This is a genomic window from Microcoleus sp. FACHB-831 (genome assembly GCF_014695585.1).
GTDB lineage: Bacteria > Cyanobacteriota > Cyanobacteriia > Cyanobacteriales > FACHB-T130 > FACHB-831.
This window is the reverse complement of the sequence record NZ_JACJON010000034.1, coordinates 95,490-111,381: the sequence shown is the minus strand read 5'-3', so window position 1 is coordinate 111,381 and position 15,892 is coordinate 95,490. Positions and strand designations below refer to the sequence as shown.

Sequence of the window (15,892 nt, the reverse complement as noted above, 5' to 3'; positions counted from 1 at the left end):
ATAGAGCAAATTTAAGTCGAAAGATTTATAATTGAAAGGAAACAAAAAAATATAAGCTGAATAAAGATTCAAGGAAGAAAACAGGATGCAAGCAACTTATAATGTGGGTTCTGAAAAACTAGCTCAAGAAGGCGAAATATTTTTATGCTTTTATACCAACTACACTAGCAAAATCCAAGTTGCTAAAATTAATAATATTAAAGACTGTAACTTTGAGCGTGTTGTTTTTCCAGGACAGCGTATGTTATTTGAAGCAATGCCAAACGCTCAACTGGAAATTCATACGAGCGGGACGGGCAAGGAGATTTTATCAGATAGAATTAACTGCGACGGCCTGCGAGTAAATTAAAAATCGAGGTTGTGGCATCGGTAATTCAAGAGAATTTGGCACTTAAACCTCGCGATCGCTCTCTATACCATCAGGCTCAAGTAATTTAGCGCATCCTAAGTTAATCTATTCTAGGAATGCCTTTGCTACTGCTATGCGTGCCTGAGCCATGATGGATTTTAGTCAAGTACTGCGCGATAAAATTGACATAATTGTTGAAACGTGGGTGGAGGCAGTTCGCCAGGATGAGCAGATTGAAACTGCCAAAGATTTAACATACAAGGGCGTGCGTAATAGTCTTCCCATTGTTCTCCAAGCGATCGTTACAATGCTTTCCCAATCACAGGACAGCGATATTAAAACGCTAGTGGAGACAAGTTTGGAGCATGGCATTCTCAGGGCAAAACAAGGCTACGATGCAGAAGAAATGGCACGCGAGTACCGTTTAGTGCGCTGGACTATCTTCTCGGTATTAGAGGAAGATTTACTCAAAGGCTCACCATCGGAAGTGATTCGAGCCATGCGTCTGATTGATACAGCGCTTGATGAAGTGATTGCCCGATGTTTCAAAAGTTTTACAGAAGAGCGATTGCGGGAACTACAAGAGCTTCAAAGCCAACTACAGCTTACAAATCAGGAACTAACTCGCTTACTTCGTGCCAATCAAGATAATCTTTCGCACCTAGCTCACGAACTGAAAACGCCTCTTACATCAATTATTGGCTACTCAGACTTGTTTTTGCGGCTACAACGAAACAAATCTGCGACAAACGACACCGTTCCTAATTTAGGACATATCGAGCGCGTACTAAATAGCGGGCGGCAGTTACTTCACCTGATCAACGATACGCTAGAAATTTCAAGGTCTCAAGCGGGCAAGATGAAATTGCAGCCAAGAGCAACGGATGTACGCTCTATAGTTAACAACATTGTGGAGATGGTAGAGCCGTTGGCGCATTCAAAAAAACTAGAAATTGTAGTTGAGTGCGATCGCGCCCCCGAACAAATCATCACCGACTGCTTGCGATTGCAGCAAATTATAACCAACCTTCTAAGTAATGCGATTCGCTACACAGATGCAGGGGTTGTCAGATTAACCTGCGAAGTTGTATCAGATCAACAGTGGGCGATCGCCGTAACAGACACGGGTATTGGTATTTCTACAGAAGATCAAAAGCATATATTTGACGCTTACTTTCGAGCTGGCAAGAGCGGCAGTTTATTGCCAGAAAGTACCGGATTAGGTTTGGCTATTGTATTAAGCCTGGTAAAACTATTACAAGGAAAAATCGAGCTAGTTTCAGAGGTCGGGGTTGGCTCCACTTTCACTGTAACTTTGCCCCTAGAAGTTAAAATATCAGAAGCCATGTTAAAGCTTTAGTACTTAATATAATTGGCCTGAATTATTTAAGCTCATTTTACAAGCTTAAATTAATAGCCCGCCACTTATGTGACGGGCTATGGATTTTTCTAGAACTTTAACGCTTCGCGGCAAATAGGTTGTCTATGATGTTCAAAACCTATTAGTCATCACCAAAAACTTGGCGAGCCTTAAGTTCAATTGTTTCAGGAATATTTTCGCCGAGCTTTTTAATGTTCTTCAAGCCAGTCTCACCAATATCTCGGCGGCCCTCACCCAAATCTTCCGCCTGGTCTTGGATACTCTTAATAGTAGCCTTAGTACCAGCGTCGATATCGTTGTTGTCTGCCTGAATTATCTTAGCCCCTCCCCGTTCGCCAAAAGGACGGTTGCCCTCTTTGTTCGCTTTTGTAACGTCTGCCGGAATACCTGTCGCAGCGTCTGCCTGAACTGAGGCAGCGGGTAAGCCAATTAGTCCAATTAGACCCGCCAGCAGTACCATTAAGATTGTGCGGCGCAGTAACTTAAAGACTCTATTGATTTCAAACATTGGAGAATATCTTTTTACTAGCTTTTGGTTGTAACTTCAAATGCATTTTAAGAACTAACAGCTGAGTTAGCGTCTTCCCCAAGGCTGGTTTCTCAATAGAGTCTTCTACGGAAAAATCTCCTTTAAGAGAGATCGCTAATTGCTACTTGCACTCTATCATTAACCACTCTAGCCAGATAAGTGGGAACGCTTACAGTTTCATCATCAAAACATTGTCCAGTAATTAAGTTGAAATTTTGCTTGTAAATCGGTGATGCCACTTTGGGAATACCATTGCGATCGCCTATAATTCCCCTCGACAGCACGAACGTCTTGCTAAAAGGATCGTAGTTGCTAATTGCATACAAATCAGCATCTTTGCCCACTCGAAAAATTGCTATCTGTTGATTTTCTACTAAGGCACAAACTCCAGTATTAGGCTTAATAGCGGAAAGGTGACACACATCCACCCAATTGGTAATACGTTCGCGAATCGCTAATGCTTGAACCATGTTCTTTTCCTCTAAATTTTGCTTTTGTGTAGTCCGTTTTGTGTAGTCCGGGGCACTGCCCACCATCTCTATTTAGGCGAGCAATGCCACCCTATGCCAGCCCCGGTTAATTTAAGCTACCAACTGGGGATTTTTCGTGTTCGTAAGCTGGGCGCTTTTGGCCCCGCTCTTCTATATGCACCAAACTGGGATCGGGAGAATCATCATTCACGAAATGGCGGAAACGCTGAATTTTTTCTGGATCTTCTATCGTGGCTTTCCACTCACACTCATAAGTGTTTATCAAGTGCGTCATTTCTGCTTCCAACTCAGCACAAATTCCCAAGGAATCTTCAAGAATCACCTGCTTCAGGTAATCAATTCCACCTTCTAATTTGTTGAACCAAGTAGCCGTTCTTTCAAGTCTGTTCGCCGTGCGGATATAGAACATCAAGAACCGATCTACATACTTAATCAGCGTTTCCTTGTCAATATCCGAGGCTAACAATACTGCGTGTTGAGGCTTCATGCCACCATTACCGCACACATACAAATTCCAGCCTTTTTCTGTTGCGATAATGCCAAAATCTTTGCTTTGAGCTTCGGCACATTCCCGCGTGCAACCAGAGACAGCAGACTTGAGTTTGTGCGGCGCTCTTAAACCGCGATAACGCAATTCTACCTCGATTGCCAAACTTGTAGAATCCTGCACGCCAAAGCGACACCACGTACTACCGACACAAGATTTCACAGTGCGGAGTGCTTTTCCATAAGCGTGTCCAGATTCAAAGCCAGTATCTATCAATCGCCTCCAAATGTGGGGTAATTGATCTACACGCGCTCCAAACAAATCGATGCGCTGTCCGCCAGTAATCTTGGTGTAAAGTCCAAAATCTTTGGCAACTTCTCCTAATACAATCAGCTTATCTGGTGTTAGCTCGCCGCCAGGAACTCTAGGCACTACGGAATAAGTACCATCCCGCTGAATGTTTGCCAGGTAGTAATCATTAGTATCCTGCAAACTAACATGGGGAGTTTCTAAAATATGGTCGTTCCAAGTAGAAGCGAGAATCGAAGCAACAGCAGGCTTGCAAATTTCGCAACCCATTCCCTTGCCGTGTCTGTGAATCAAATCATCAAAGGTTTTAATGTTGTGGGTACGCACCAAATGATAGAGTTCTTGACGAGAATAGGAGAAGTGTTCGCAGAGATTATTTTTAACTTCTATCCCCGCTTTCTTCATCTCAGACTTGAGGATATCTGTCACGAGGGGAACGCAACCGCCGCAACCCGTACCAGCTTTGGTACATTTTTTGAGTGTAGCAATATCTGTAATATTGCCTTCTTGAATAGCTGTACAAATTTGAGCCTTGCTGACATTATTGCAAGAGCAAATTTGGGCTGTATCGGGTAGGCTGTCTACTCCCATACCCACTGCGGCGGCTTTCCCTTCGCGGGGCGGCATTAGCAAATCTTCGGGATGGGGTGGGAGAGCGATCGCATTCTGCATAAATTGCAGCAGCGTGCCGTAAGCAGATGCATCTCCTACTAGAATTCCACCTAATAAAAGAGTTCCATCCTGATTCAAAACCAACTTTTTGTAAACACCTTGGACTGAATCAGCGATCGCAATTTCTTTAGCACCAGGAGTTTTAGCAAAATTATCGCCAAAGCTGGCAACGTCCACGCCCAAAAGTTTTAGTTTTGTGGACATATCCGCGCCAGTAAAGCTGCTCTTCGCACTGTTGCTCAGGATATCTGCTACGACGCCTGCCATTGTGTAGCCGGGTGCTACTAAGCCGTAGATGCGATTTTGGTAGAGGGCGCATTCTCCAATAGCGTAGATGTTTGGATCGGAGGTTTGACAATAATCGTTGATAATAATTCCACCGCGATCGCCTACTTCTATTCCACTATTTCTAGCAATCTCATCGCGGGGACGAATTCCAGCTGAAAACACAATCATGTCTGTTTCCAAAAAGGAACCGTCAGCAAACAGCATCTTCACAACTTTGCCGTTTTCGTTGAGAATTTCCGTCGTTGATTTGTTGGTATGAACCGACACTCCAAGTTCTTCTATTTTATTGCGGAGAATGGCACCGCCAGCATCATCAATTTGTACTGGCATCAGTCGCGGTGCAAATTCAATAACATGGGTAGTCAAACCCATATTCTTGAGAGCGTTAGCGCATTCCAAACCTAATAAGCCACCGCCAATAACTACCCCAACTTTACAAGTTTTGGCGTAGGCAGACATTGCCTCTAGATCGTCGATTGTCCGATAAACAAAAGTGCCTTGCGCATCTTTTCCCGTAATAGGAGGCACAAAAGGATAAGAACCAGTTGCAAGAACAATCTTGTCGTAAGTAACTTCTACTCCATTCGCCGACGTAACTGTTTTTTCTTCCCGGTTGATGGCAACTGCTTTATCACCGATATGAATCTCAATACCGTTTTCTTGATATAAACCGGGTTCAACTAAAGATAAATCTGCGGCAGTTTTGCCTGAAAAGTAGCCGCTGAGGTTGACGCGATCGTAAGCTACGCGGGTTTCTTCACAGAAGGTAACTAAATTCCATTGCTGCGTCGCTCCTTTGGCGATCATCAACTCTAAGAACTTGTGCCCAACCATGCCGTTACCGATAACTACGAGATTCTTTTTGGCGGTCATAAATTTCTCAGCGCTTTGTGTCTTAGTCATCCTATAAGACCGCTCAAAAAATCTTCAAGTGGCATTTCGTATATTTGATTACAAACCAGTGTTTCGCTATGCAAGGTATGCTCGATCCCCATTTATTTTTTGCATTTAGTGTTTAAAAATCTCAGCCGCAAAAAAAATGCCCTACCCTGGAAGGGTGGGGCTATAGGACAAGAAGCTTTGACTAAGCGGGGTTTAGAGCAATACTCCAGCAATACTATTTGAGTTGTGAGATGGCAGAGGTTCAGATACCCGACTTCTTAGGGAAATCGGGTATCACGCCTTCACGAATCATGTAGGACGGCTATATGAGGCACAGCTTCGCGAAAGAATGGGCCTAATATAGTCTCTCAGCAGTAACGAAAACTCAAAGTTTTCCGCCGCCAAATTTGCACTGTCCCAAGTATTGTTAAAGGAAAATCAGAAATAATCTTTTCTTGTGGAGTGGGCATCTTGGTTGCCCTGTTCCATTGCTACCTGTTTTTCTTTTTTCCTTTACCTTTCCCCATCTGGGTAACGCCCCGATAAGCGCCGACGATCGCGCTGAGTGCTACCGCCGCTGGATGTGGTGACTTTCGCTTATTTTCCCGTTGCTGAATATTGTTAGATGCATTATCGCTTTCAGCTACTGCGTCGTTGAGATCTTGCTTATGGGGTATTCCTTGCTGTGCCCTAGTCTCTTTGGTGACGAATACCGCATTCTTATCGGGGACAATTTGGGAGCCAAACTTATTGGCATAAACCTGAGTAAATTCAGCCCCAAAAAACAGAATTTGTGCAGAATAATTCACCCACAGAAGTAGAACCACAAAGGAACCAGCTGCACCATAAGTTGAACCGACGCTGCTATTACCTAGATACAGCCCAATCAGCCACTTACCGATGCTAAATAGTAACGAAGTGATAGCAGCACCAATCCATACATCACCCCAGGCGATTTTTGCATCGGGCAAAATTCTGTAAATCATCGCAAACAGGACGGTGATGACGCCGAAGGAGATGAGGAAGTTTAAGGTTTGCCACAGTATGGCTAGATTGGGAACCAGATTGCCAAAATAATTTCCCAATGCTGCCAAACCCGCACTCAATACGAGCGACACCAGCAGCAAGAAACCAATCACCAACACCATTGTGAAAGACAAAAAGCGAGAGCGTAGGATGTTCTTAACGCCTGCATCCGGCTTTGGTGCTACTTCCCAGATAGTGTTGAGCGAATCTTGCAATTCGGCAAAAACTCCAGAGGCACCAAAGAAGAGGAGGACGAAGCTGATGATGGTGGCGATTGTGCCCTCGGCTGGTTTCTGGGAATTTTTAATCATGTCTTGGATGGCTGTTGCGCCTTCCGAGCCAATTAAACCTCTAAGTTGATCGTCAATAGTGCCTTGGGCGGCTTCTTGCCCAAAAACCAGACTAGCGATCGCGATCGCAATAATTAATAGTGGTGCCAGCGAGAATGTGGTGTAGTATGCCAGCGCTGCCGCCAGCCGCGACGCCTTATCTTCTTGCCATTCTTTAAATGTCTCTTTGAGCAGCCCAAAAATCACCTTGGGTGTCAGAGACACAGATTGTTTTCTGCGGGGAGGTGCCTGTGTCATTGCTGCTATTGTAAAAAGCTGGACGAACAACGCTGAAACTAATTCTGTCTTTATTAGTACGCGAGTTACTACAGCATTTCATCTAACCGCCGCCATAGATTAGTAAGCAACCAAGACTATTTTCCTAGCGCTCGCACTTTGGTTCATAGGATGCGGGCTAACATGTTTACATCAGCCCTCGTTTTTTCAGCTTCGCGATCGCATCTTCAGCTGCACGCTTTTCAGCATCTTTTTTGCTGCTCCCCGTACCGCTTCCATACTTGGTGTCACCCACACGCACTTCAACAGTGAACTTTTTATCGTGAGATGGCCCTTCCTCCTTGATTGTGAAGTACTTAGGGAGAAGCGAGCTAGTGTTCGCCTGCGCCCACTGCTGAAACACATTCTTGGAGTCTACAAGAATCTGAGAGTCTACATCGGACTGATAAGAAACCACTTCTTCAGCTACCGATGTAAACAAAGGTGACAACAAATCGCGGGCTGCATCAATGCCCGAATCAAGAAAGTAAGCACCGATAATTGCTTCAAAAGTGTTACTAAGCAATAAAGAATTTGTACGTCCTCCATCTATCATCGTCCCCTTACCTAGTCGCATCCATTTGCCTAGCTCTAGGGCATTAGCAAATCTTGCCAATTGTTCCTCATCGACTAACTCCGAGCGTAGACGAGTCATTTGAGCTTCATTCATTTCCGGGTAAAAACTATACATAAACTCGCTGCTTAGAAAACCCAGAACAGCATCACCCAGAAACTCTAGGCGCTCGTTGTCCTCGCTTACTTCTCTGGGGTTTTCATAAAGGTATGAGCGGTGGGTAAGTGCGCGATGTAGGAGAGAAGCATCCTGAAATGGCAGTTGTTTTAATAGTTCATCGAATCTCTCTCTAATGCGAGATTCTTCAGCTGAAATACGGCGATTTTCATAACGTGTTTGCTCTTGAGACAGGATTCGCATAACTTCTTGCTTCTGCTTTTCTACTGTATCTGCCTCTAATGCAGAAATAGCCTTGAGGAGCCGGGCAATACTGTCAAGAGCGCGATAGGTGTCATCTGTAGAAAAGGTAGGTTTGTGCGCCCATTTGTTGCGGATTTCAATTATTTCACTCACTAGAGCGCGTTCAACGTAACTCAGTTTTTGTTTGAAGACGCTATCCCACTGCCTTGACATGACTGTTAGTAAAGCAGAAACGTCCTCACGCATAACTTCTTCACCCCGGTCGTAGGGTAGGCTCGATGTGGCGGCTGTCAGCCAGCGATCGCCGTAAACGGCCTGCATTTCCCGCTCGACATACGGGTACAATCCTTGACGTAAAAAGGTTAAAGCTCTCCCAACTTGTTCGTGGTTGCTAATAGCCATTTTAAAATTTTAGATACTATAAGCTAGTATGTCATTTCCTCAAAAGGCTTCCGTCGTTATAATTTCTATTAAAATATAAATTTTACACAACTGGCTGCATACTTTTATTTGTTTGTTGTGAGAGGGTGCGATCGCGGCTCTCCTTAAATCAACCGCGCGATCGCACCCCTAATTCACTGCTTAACTATGTTCTGGCTTAATTAAGTTATAAGCATAAACAGCTAAAACCGCACCAATTATCGGCGCTACAATAAACAACCATAATTCTGTTATTGCCCATCCGCCCTGATAAACTGCAACTCCAATGCTTCTGGCAGGATTTACTGAAGTATTGGTTACAGGGATACCCACAAGATGAATTAATACCAGCACCAAACCTATAGAAATCCCTTCAAATCCGAGTGGGAATTTAGGATGGCTAGTTCCCATAATTGTGAATAACAAGAAAAATGTTAATACAATTTCCGTTACCGCTGCTGCAATCAGATTGTAGCCACCAGGAGAATGTTCTCCATACCCATTAGTTGCAAATCCTTTACTTATATCAAAATCAGCCGTTCCTGATGCTATTAAATACAACACGCCTCCGGCTATTATTGCTCCCGAAAGCTGACCAATTATATAAAAGGGCAGCAATCCTTTATCCATTTTTTTTGCAACAAATAAACCAACAGTGACAGCTGGATTAATATGGCATCCTGAAACTCCCCCAATCGTATAAGCCATCACTAATAACGACAAACCAAAGGCAATCGATACTCCCAGGTAGCCAATATTTTTTCCTGCTAAAACAGCACTTCCGCATCCACCTAAAACCAACACAAAAGTGCCAAACGTTTCAGCAAGCAGTATTTTTGCATTCTTGTTCATGTTTGCATCCTCCTTGAGTTAGATATTTACGAATTCCTTATATTGAAACTAAGGAATATCTTATGATATGTCAATCAATTATTAAGCTTAGTTAATAAATTTAGAGAATTTACTAACTCTAGACAGACTCTCCGGAACATATAGACAGTAGAAAGTAGGTAATCATGCCTGCTACCAGCTATAACGCGGTTATAGAGTCAGAATGATAGAAAAAATAGAACCATCGCTCAGTTTAGGCAGCTAATTTTAGTATTCCCAGCAGAGGAGGCGATCGCACAGGCAATAAAAAAACCCAACCATAACCTTTAGAACGGAGGGCAAAGTTGATATGCTAAAAACCTGGACTAGCGAAGATTAAACCGATGCCTGCGCCTACTACCACTTCTACAATTACTGCTTTTCCCCTCACAGCTGTTGTGGGACAAGAGGCAATCAAACTAGCGCTGCTTTTGGCAGCAGTCGATCCGGGACTGGGGGGAGTTGCGATCGCTGGTCGTCGCGGGACGGCCAAATCCGTTATGGCACGCGCCATACACGCACTTTTACCACCCATTGAAGTCGTAAAAGGCTCTTTCTGCAACGCCGACCCCAACGATGGATCGGAAACCGAAGTTATCCCAGCACCTTTTGTACAAATTCCTCTGGGAATAACAGAAGATAGATTGCTGGGTTCAGTTGATGTCGAGCAATCTGTAAAACAGGGAGACACCGTATTTCAACCAGGCTTGCTTGCAACTGCAAATCGAGGCGTTTTGTATGTCGATGAAATTAATCTACTCGACGACCAAATTGCCAACCAACTGCTAAGCGTATTATCCGAAGGACGCAATTTAATTGAGCGAGAAGGGATTAGTTTTGAACACCCTTGCAAGCCTTTGTTGATATCTACCTATAATCCGGAAGAAGGCGATATTAGAGAACATTTGCTAGACAGAATTGCAATTACTCTTAGCGCTGATGCCGTCCTGGGATTAGATCAACGAGTCGAAGCAGTAGATCAAGCGATCGCATACGCCAAATCTGCCCAAGATTTTCTCACTCAATACACCGAAGACATCGACGACCTCAAAACCCAAATCGTGTTAGCACGGGAATGGCTGAAAGATGTCCGCATCACCCACGAGCAAATCGAATATTTGGTGAATGAAGCAATTCGAGGCGGAGTGCAAGGACATCGAGCCGAATTATTTGCCTTGCGAGTTGCCAAAGCAGCAGCAGCGCTAGAAGGACGCACGGAAGTAACCGCAGAAGATTTGCGGCGTGCTGTCGAATTAGTAATAGTTCCTCGCGCCACAATCGTGCAAACTCCACCCGAAGAAACGCCACCACCACCACCGCCACCACCGCCACCGCCACAAGATGAATCTCAGCAAGAACAAGATGAGCAGGATGAACAAGATGAGGAGGAAAAGCCAGAAGAACCGCAACAGGATCAGCCAAATGTTCCCGAAGAATTTGTCTTCGATCCAGAAGGAGTAATTCTCGACCCCAGCGTACTTTATTTTGCTCAGATGGCGCAGCGACGGGGTAAGTCTGGAAGTCGCAGTAAAATCTTCTCGGAAGATAGGGGACGCTACATCAAACCGATGTTACCCAAAGGGCCAGTGCGAAGGATTGCAGTTGATGCTACTTTGAGAGCAGCTTCACCTTATCAAAAAGCAAGGCGAGCGCGTCAACCCAACCGCAAAGTAATAGTAGAACAGGGAGATATTCGCGGCAAGCGCTTAGTACGCAAAGCTGGTTCTTTAGTAATTTTTGTAGTTGATGCTTCTGGCTCGATGGCGCTTAACCGAATGCAATCTGCTAAGGGTGCCGTCTTGCAATTACTAACAGAAGCTTATGAAAGCCGCGATCAAGTGGCGCTGATTCCTTTCCGGGGAGAACAAGCAGAAGTTTTATTACCTCCGACTCGTTCGATTGCATTAGCGAGACGGCGTTTGGAGAGAATGCCATGCGGGGGTGGTTCGCCTTTAGCGCATGGTTTAACTCAAGCCGTGCGCGTGGGAACTAATGCTCAGATGAGCGGAGATATCGGTCAAGTTGTGATTGTGGCGATTACCGATGGAAGGGGTAATATTCCCCTCGCTCGTTCTTTGGGTGAACCGATGCAGGAAGGGGAGAAGCCGGATATTAAGAAAGAACTTTTGGAGATTGCTGCTAGGGTTCGCGCTTTGGGAATTCAGTTGTTAGTAATTGATACGGAGAATAAGTTTGTTTCCACTGGTTTTGCCAAAGAATTGGCTAAGAATGCTGGAGGGAAATATTATCACTTACCCAAAGCCAATGATAAGACGCTCGCTGCTATGACGAAAGGTGCGATCGCAGATATGAAATCCCGGTAACATCAACATATTCCGGCGATTTTAATCGCGCCTAGATACACAAACCCCACCTGGGCGGGTTTCAAGAAATTAAGGTGCGATCGCAGACATGAAATCCCGCTAGTCATCTGAGGTAATAGAACTTATTGTTGGTAGTAACAAAAGAGGAGAGCGATAGTCGCTCTCCTCTTTTCTTTGTATTTGGGGAATTAGCATCATCCAAAAGCGATCGCGTCATCTTAGATATACAGTTTCTGTTCTGGAGTCAACAAATCCCAATCTATTTTATGTTGCATATCCCAGCGGAACTCCGCCAGCAACACTACGCTCAGTCCCATCACAATCCCCGTCGTTAAAAACTGCCAACTCTCCACTAAAGGCAAAATTAATATAGCTAGCAAGTGGATTATCCCAGTCAGGAAAAAGGTGCGCGATCGCATTTCCACCCCAGTCCACAAATAACAAAACGCCACCAATCCCAACCACATCGGACACAGGCGCATCAAAACTTCCCCCCATCCCAGGAAAATGCTCAAATCTGTGATCGCCAGACCTGCAAGCATCATAGTTATCCAGCAATATAGTACAGAATGGAGTTTTTCCAGCCTTACCCGAAACCAAGTGAGATTAACCATGCAAATCGTACCAACAATAGTCAGCGTTGACCACCAGACTGCTTGATCTATCCAACTAATAGGCAGAAATTGGGCAGTTATAAAGATCGCTGCTGATATCAAACCCCACAAAATACAAGCTTGATCCAGCCTTGTATAGAAAGTTGAAAAAATTGTAAGTTTTCCAATATGCAAGTGTATCCTCAATATGCCTGGAGAATTTTGCACATCTTGAGTTATTTCTTTTCTGCGAAAAATCGGTGTCTGCAAGTTAAAGAAGCTCATTTGAAGTGTTGGTAAAAAATTAGATTTGTTAAGTGTTTCGCTTATCTAAAGTTTCGTCCGGAAGCCAGACTTAACACATTCAATATTTGCTCAATAATTCCTAGTTTATAATCTGCCCTCAGAAATAAGGATAATTTTTATAAGCTCTGCCTTCAGTGGTAATGTACTTGTATTATTGAAATTAGTTAATAAATCAGTATGAATTCGCACATTTCTTAAAAAATGTTCTTGTAAGCGCTCGCTTTTTTATATCGAGGCAGAGATTTATGTAAAGTTCCCTAGTTGTGATTTTATTATCTCTCTACTTCCTTTTTGTAGGTAATTTTGTATCATAAATAGCAATTGCGCTTATTGTAAAAGTCATTTATTTCTCTAGATTCCAGGCGCTATTCTTACAGTCGCTAGGAAGTAGAAGGTTTTCATCTGCCAAGCGATATAAGTGGAATAAGGGGGACGCTTAGAAATATGTAAACAATCGGATTATTAAAACCTGAAAAAAATAATTATTTTTGCCATTTTGTATCAAAAATAACTGTTAACGATGATATGGTTTGGGATTATGGATATTACTATTGGCTGAAAAAATCGCTTTGGCTTAGTAGGGCGCTGCGGGCAAGGGGCGATCGCGCCTATGAAGCCCACTCATAAATAATTCGCAGTAGCGAGATACCGGACTTCTTAGAGAAGTCCGGTATCTGAAGGAAAAAATTAAAAAGAGCGATCGCTCCCCCTTTAAGTAATTTATGTTTAGTAGCTAGGACAAGCTATAAAATCCTGCACGCGCTAAGTTCCTGCTACAAACTAGGCAGCTTCAAGGGTTAAACGTCCGAAATGCCATCAACCATTAAATAAATAGTGCAAAGGCGGGGAAATGCCGGATATACGACAATAGCAGCATTACCATAGTTAATTTTCACAAGTTAAGCCTAACGGCTGTGAAAAAAGCTGCTATCCCCGACAACTTTAAGCGAAACAGAAGCCAAAAGGCAAAAAGCTTCCTTTTAAATTTTCGTTGTAAATTGTAATGGTTTAGCTAGCCAGCCGCTCTGTAGCTTGAGGCTGCAACAGCAACACGAGCTGATCGATTCCTCGGTTAAGATGGCGCGTCACCGTCATCGGACTAACACCAATTCGCTTGGCGGCTTCCTTACGCGATAACTCCCGCAACAACACCAACTCAATTGCAGCCTGCGTCTTCTCTTCCAACAAGTTAAGAGCGCCTTCGAGCTGTTGCCGATCTTCTTCTAAATGCTGTAGCGCTAGTTCGCGCTGATCTGGTAGCGTATCTGCCAAAGTTATAGGTAAATCAACCTGTTGTCCTACAGCCGCATCTAAACTCACGGGCAGACGGTTCTCAGTCGCCGTCTTGCTTTCGCGCCACTCTTGAACAGATACGCGGAGTGCTTGGGCAATCTCAGCATCTTTAGGGGAACGTCCGAGTTTTTCTGTCAACTCTTTACGAACTTTTTTGCCTTCCTTTTGCAGTTCCTGCCAGCGGCGCGGGATCTTTACCACACTGCCTTTGTCGCGCAAATAATGCAAAATTTCGCCGCGAATATAGGGAACCGCAAAAGAGCTGAAAGCACAGCCTTGATGAGGGTTAAACCGCTCAACAGCTCGAATCAAACCAAGATAGCCTATCTGCTCCAAATCTTCATAAGGTTCAGCACACTGCTGGCTGGCTCTATGAGCCATTGTTCTTACCAACCCAGCATTCAACTGAACTAGCTGATTGCGAACTTTTATAGATGGATTGCGGTAGTAAGCAACCAAAAGTTCCATACCCCTCGAACAAAAAAACTGAGTTGCCATATCAAGAAGCCCCAGCAGTGAAAATAAATCAGTTTAAATTGATTAACTTTATCAATCCAATCTGAATTCATTGTCTGCATATACAAGGCAAGCCACCATCGTCGTTTTACGGAAATCCCCGCAGTGGGTGCTGGCAAACTACGCATAAATACGCAAAATACCTATTTACAGCAAGCTGAGAGGCAGTTTGAGGACAGAAAACCTATAAGTAGGTTTTATAACAACGCCGAATCTCAAAAAATCTCAGTCACAATAGAAGTAATTACCAGTTCCCGTCCATTACTTAAGTGTTTTGAAATATCCCTATGAGCAATACCAGCAACTTTCGTCAAGCGATGCGCGAGGCTAAAAATCACGCGCTTGTAGGCCCCAATGTTATTGCCAACGCTCTCCCCTATGTAGGCGGCGGGCTTGTTTTAACTGCACTGGGTACTTATGGAGGGCTGGGCGTTCTCCGTTCCAATCCAGGGCTATTTATGACAACCTTCTGGGTTGCGTTGGTTGTCGAGATTGGTCTCTTCTTTGTCGCCTCTGGCGTTGCCCGAAACGGTAACAAGAGCGTCGCCCTGCCTCTCCTTGCTACCTACAGCCTGCTGTCGGGCTATACTCTCAGCGGCTTGGTGTTCCTTGCTTTGAGGACACAGGGCGTTGGTATGGCAGGCATTGGTATTGCTGCCCTAAGTTGTGGCATTACCTTTATTGTCGCCAGACAGATTGGCTCGAACCTCTCCGAGTCTGACGGTATGGCTTTGAGTAAGACTGTACAGCTGGGTATAATTGCCCTGTTTGTAGTCGTACTAGCTCAGGTGGGATTTTCGTTCTTTGGCGTATATACACCCACATGGCTAGAAATTGGGATTTCTGGAATAGGGGTTTTTCTGTTCGCTGGTGCTGCTGTGGTGGATTTCTATATCTTGCCCCGCACCTACCGCGATGACGAATATCTGCCAGCAGCGCTGTCGATGTACCTGACTTACATCAATTTGTTTATCTTCATTTTGCGCTTGCTGATTGCTATCAATAGCCGCGACTAATGGCGCTTCTGCTCCGAGGGGGCAAAGTCTAAGTTAATAGAAAACCCCGTTAACCGTGAGGTGCGGGGTTTTTTCTTGGTATTGGACGTTGCTAACTAGAAGAGGCTGCAACATTGCAAGTGGCGATCGCTCTTCGTAGATACTCTAGCTGCTTTGGGACTGCTAGAATTTCAAGCCGACGCTGAACTGTTGCAAGAAGCCCAAACCAACATTATCCACCTCAACCAAGAAATAGAGCATTGGGAAAGACAAGAACTGTTGTCTCCCGCTTACGAACAAAACCCCGTATATCTAACCAGTAATCCTGCGGCTGGTGTCTAAGATACTTAGAAGAATCTGCCACTCTTTCTAGGCGTTCGAGCAATTGCCGAAATACAGCGCGATAAAATTGAAGCTGCCTATAGCAAAACAATCCGCGAATATGTCTTTGTTCCTTACCAAAAAGTGAAGGATCTGCGTACAGGAGTAGAAACAACTGCGATCGCGGAAGTTTTCAAAGGCGAAATCGACCAGTTCATTAACGCCTATGCGAAGCAGAACAACAAACCATTAGTCTAAACTAGAGTTTCTGCACTGCGAGGGAGACTCCAGCTAAGATCGA

The 15,892-nt window shown here is 44.3% G+C and carries 13 protein-coding genes and 1 pseudogene; 6 read left to right on the top strand and 8 right to left on the bottom strand.

Going from position 1 to position 15,892, the window contains the following annotated elements:
* Positions 1 to 85: 85 nt before the first annotated feature.
* Together H6F77_RS07525 and H6F77_RS07520 are read left to right on the top strand one after the other, a co-directional pair.
* The gene (locus tag H6F77_RS07525; protein ID WP_190486902.1) at positions 86 to 349 is read left to right on the top strand and encodes a DUF1830 domain-containing protein; all 264 of its coding nucleotides are present in this window, start codon (positions 86 to 88) and stop codon (positions 347 to 349) included.
* Positions 350 to 497: 148 nt separating this feature from the next.
* Positions 498 to 1,709: a sensor histidine kinase gene (locus tag H6F77_RS07520; RefSeq protein WP_199321216.1), complete on the top strand. Its 1,212-nt coding sequence runs from the start codon at positions 498 to 500 to the stop codon at positions 1,707 to 1,709.
* A 142-nt stretch (positions 1,710 to 1,851) separates the two neighbouring features.
* Here the strand turns inward: H6F77_RS07520 and H6F77_RS07515 are convergent, their stop codons facing one another.
* From H6F77_RS07515 to aqpZ, 6 genes are all read right to left on the bottom strand, one after another.
* Positions 1,852 to 2,238, bottom strand: a complete 387-nt coding sequence (locus H6F77_RS07515) for a hypothetical protein (protein ID WP_190486900.1) — start codon at positions 2,236 to 2,238, stop codon at positions 1,852 to 1,854.
* Positions 2,239 to 2,360: 122 nt separating this feature from the next.
* Positions 2,361 to 2,729 carry a nitrite reductase small subunit NirD gene (gene nirD / locus H6F77_RS07510; RefSeq protein WP_190486898.1) on the bottom strand — a complete coding sequence of 123 codons (369 nt, stop codon included), beginning with the start codon at positions 2,727 to 2,729 and terminating at the stop codon, positions 2,361 to 2,363.
* Positions 2,730 to 2,835: 106 nt separating this feature from the next.
* Complete coding sequence (nirB, locus tag H6F77_RS07505; protein WP_305076073.1) at positions 2,836 to 5,409, bottom strand: nitrite reductase large subunit NirB; 2,574 nt, start codon at positions 5,407 to 5,409, stop codon at positions 2,836 to 2,838.
* 470 nt (positions 5,410 to 5,879) lie between these two features.
* Complete coding sequence (locus tag H6F77_RS07500; protein ID WP_190486896.1) at positions 5,880 to 7,001, bottom strand: YihY/virulence factor BrkB family protein; 1,122 nt, start codon at positions 6,999 to 7,001, stop codon at positions 5,880 to 5,882.
* A gap of 166 nt (positions 7,002 to 7,167) precedes the next feature.
* Complete coding sequence (gene rnc, locus H6F77_RS07495; RefSeq protein WP_190486895.1) at positions 7,168 to 8,355, bottom strand: ribonuclease III; 1,188 nt, start codon at positions 8,353 to 8,355, stop codon at positions 7,168 to 7,170.
* Between the two features lie 180 nt (positions 8,356 to 8,535).
* A complete protein-coding gene (gene aqpZ, locus H6F77_RS07490; protein ID WP_190486893.1) occupies positions 8,536 to 9,225 on the bottom strand; it encodes an aquaporin Z in 690 nt (229 codons plus the stop codon).
* Positions 9,226 to 9,587: 362 nt separating this feature from the next.
* Here aqpZ and bchD point away from each other — a divergent pair, with 362 nt between their 5' ends.
* Entirely contained in the window at positions 9,588 to 11,567 is a 1,980-nt protein-coding gene (gene bchD / locus H6F77_RS07485) for a magnesium chelatase ATPase subunit D (RefSeq protein WP_190486891.1), read from the top strand.
* A 218-nt stretch (positions 11,568 to 11,785) separates the two neighbouring features.
* Here the strand turns inward: bchD and H6F77_RS07480 are convergent, their stop codons facing one another.
* Positions 11,786 to 12,445, bottom strand: coding sequence for a hypothetical protein (locus tag H6F77_RS07480; RefSeq protein ID WP_190486889.1), 660 nt, complete (start codon positions 12,443 to 12,445; stop codon positions 11,786 to 11,788).
* Positions 12,446 to 13,474: 1,029 nt separating this feature from the next.
* The gene (locus H6F77_RS07475) at positions 13,475 to 14,257 is read right to left on the bottom strand and encodes an RNA polymerase sigma factor SigF (protein ID WP_190486886.1); all 783 of its coding nucleotides are present in this window, start codon (positions 14,255 to 14,257) and stop codon (positions 13,475 to 13,477) included.
* A 305-nt stretch (positions 14,258 to 14,562) separates the two neighbouring features.
* Here H6F77_RS07475 and H6F77_RS07470 point away from each other — a divergent pair, with 305 nt between their 5' ends.
* The 3 genes and pseudogenes from H6F77_RS07470 to prfB all read left to right on the top strand — a co-directional run.
* On the top strand, positions 14,563 to 15,291 hold the full coding sequence (locus H6F77_RS07470; protein ID WP_190486884.1) for a Bax inhibitor-1/YccA family protein: 729 nt from the start codon (positions 14,563 to 14,565) through the stop codon (positions 15,289 to 15,291).
* A gap of 153 nt (positions 15,292 to 15,444) precedes the next feature.
* Positions 15,445 to 15,612, top strand: coding sequence for a hypothetical protein (locus tag H6F77_RS07465; protein ID WP_190486882.1), 168 nt, complete (start codon positions 15,445 to 15,447; stop codon positions 15,610 to 15,612).
* Between the two features lie 36 nt (positions 15,613 to 15,648).
* Positions 15,649 to 15,849: pseudogene (prfB, locus tag H6F77_RS28830) on the top strand (peptide chain release factor 2); the annotation flags it as partial.
* Positions 15,850 to 15,892: the final 43 nt, after the last annotated feature.

Bases quoted from the DNA above. Each gene is read 5' to 3' on its own strand.
- H6F77_RS07525 (WP_190486902.1), top strand. From the start codon at position 86: ATGCAAGCAACTTATAATGTGGGTTCTGAAAAACTAGCTCAAGAAGGC.
- H6F77_RS07520 (WP_199321216.1), top strand. From the start codon at position 498: ATGATGGATTTTAGTCAAGTACTGCGCGATAAAATTGACATAATTGTT.
- H6F77_RS07515 (WP_190486900.1), bottom strand. From the start codon at position 2,238: ATGTTTGAAATCAATAGAGTCTTTAAGTTACTGCGCCGCACAATCTTA.
- nirD (WP_190486898.1), bottom strand. From the start codon at position 2,729: ATGGTTCAAGCATTAGCGATTCGCGAACGTATTACCAATTGGGTGGAT.
- nirB (WP_305076073.1), bottom strand. From the start codon at position 5,409: ATGACTAAGACACAAAGCGCTGAGAAATTTATGACCGCCAAAAAGAAT.
- H6F77_RS07500 (WP_190486896.1), bottom strand. From the start codon at position 7,001: ATGACACAGGCACCTCCCCGCAGAAAACAATCTGTGTCTCTGACACCC.
- rnc (WP_190486895.1), bottom strand. From the start codon at position 8,355: ATGGCTATTAGCAACCACGAACAAGTTGGGAGAGCTTTAACCTTTTTA.
- aqpZ (WP_190486893.1), bottom strand. From the start codon at position 9,225: ATGAACAAGAATGCAAAAATACTGCTTGCTGAAACGTTTGGCACTTTT.
- bchD (WP_190486891.1), top strand. From the start codon at position 9,588: ATGCCTGCGCCTACTACCACTTCTACAATTACTGCTTTTCCCCTCACA.
- H6F77_RS07480 (WP_190486889.1), bottom strand. From the start codon at position 12,445: ATGAGCTTCTTTAACTTGCAGACACCGATTTTTCGCAGAAAAGAAATA.
- H6F77_RS07475 (WP_190486886.1), bottom strand. From the start codon at position 14,257: ATGGCAACTCAGTTTTTTTGTTCGAGGGGTATGGAACTTTTGGTTGCT.
- H6F77_RS07470 (WP_190486884.1), top strand. From the start codon at position 14,563: ATGAGCAATACCAGCAACTTTCGTCAAGCGATGCGCGAGGCTAAAAAT.